Origin of the sequence: Micromonospora sp. NBS 11-29, from assembly GCF_002140155.1 — a bacterium.
Classification (GTDB): Bacteria; Actinomycetota; Actinomycetes; order Mycobacteriales; family Micromonosporaceae; genus Micromonospora.
In genome coordinates this window covers 3926-5347 of record NZ_NAPR01000027.1, presented here as the reverse complement: position 1 = coordinate 5347, position 1422 = coordinate 3926, and the positions used below count along the sequence as shown (strand labels likewise).

The 1422-nt window shown below is 75.4% G+C and carries 2 pseudogenes; both read left to right on the top strand.

The window, feature by feature from the left end:
• Nucleotides 1–44: 44 nt before the first annotated feature.
• Nucleotides 45–128: pseudogene (locus tag B1205_RS33625) on the top strand (KR domain-containing protein); the annotation flags it as partial.
• Nucleotides 129–444: 316 nt separating this feature from the next.
• Nucleotides 445–1422 (top strand): annotated as a pseudogene (locus tag B1205_RS32440) (beta-ketoacyl synthase N-terminal-like domain-containing protein); the annotation flags it as partial.

The window sequence follows — 1422 nt, the reverse complement described above, 5'->3', positions numbered from 1 at the left end:
GGTGGTTGCACGAGGCGACCCGGGATCTCGACCTGGACCTGTTCGTGTTGTTCTCGTCGGTGGCGGGTGTGTTGGGCTCGCCGGGTCAGGCCGCGTACGCGGCGGGGAACTCGTTCCTGGACGCGTTGGCGGCACACCGCCGCTCGACCGGTTTGCCGGCGGTGAGCCTGGCGTGGGGGATGTGGGACACCGCCGGGATGGCGGCGTCGTTGTCCGAGGGGGAGCGGCAGCGCTCCGCGCGGGCCGGGCTGACGCCGATGAGCGCCGAGGTCGGCCTCGACCTGCTCGACGCCGCCCTCGCCGAGGGGCGGCCGGCGCTCGTACCGGCCGTCGTCGACGTACCCGCGCTGCGGGCCGCCCTCGGTGACGGCCCGGTACCGGCCGTCCTCCGCACGCTCGTCGGACNCCCCCCGCCGGCAGGCCGGCGCCGGTGGCGACTGGGCCGACCGGCTCGCCGGCCTGGCTCCCGACCAGGCCCGCGCCGACGTGGACCTGCTGGTACGCGGGTTGGTCGCGCAGGTGCTCGGCCACGGCGGCGCGGACGCGGTGCCAGCCGACAAGGCGTTCCGCGAACTCGGCTTCGACTCGCTGACCGCGGTGGACCTGCGTAACCGGGTCAACGCCGCCACCGGGCTGCGGCTGCCCGCCACGCTGGTGTTCGACCACCCCAGCCCGGCCGCCCTCGCCGCGCACCTGTACGAGCAGGTGTCCGGCCAGATCACCGCCCGCCGCGCGGCGGTCCGGACGATCGACGCCGACGAGCCGATCGCCATCGTCGGCATGGCCTGCCGCTACCCGGGCGGCGTGGACGACCCGGACCAGCTCTGGCGCCTCCTGGCCGCCGGCCGGGACGGGATCGCCGAGTTCCCCGCCGACCGGGGCTGGGACCTGGACGCGCTGTTCGACCCGGACCCCGACCGCAGCGGCACCTCCTACACCCGGCACGGCGGTTTCCTCGCCGGGGCGGCCGACTTCGACCCCGACTTCTTCGGCATCTCGCCCCGCGAGGCGGTCGCCATGGACCCACAGCAGCGGCTACTGCTGGAGGCGTCCTGGGAGAGCTTCGAATCCGCAGGTGTCGACCCGGCCGCCCTGCGCGGCAGCCGCACCGGCGTGTTCGCCGGCGTGATGTACCACGACTACGCGTCCCGCCTGGCCGACCTTCCGCCGGACGCCGAAGGCTACGTCGGCACCGGCACCTCCGGCAGCGTGCTCTCCGGCNCGGCCGTCACCGTCGACACCGCCTGCTCGTCGTCGCTGGTGGCGCTGCACCTCGCCGGGCAGGCGCTGCGGTCCGGGGAATGCGACCTGGCCCTGGCCGGCGGCGTGACCGTGATGGCCACACCGGGCACGTTCATCGAGTTCTCCCGGCAACGCGGCCTGTCCCCGGACGGCCGGTGCAAGTCCTTCGCCGCCGGCGCG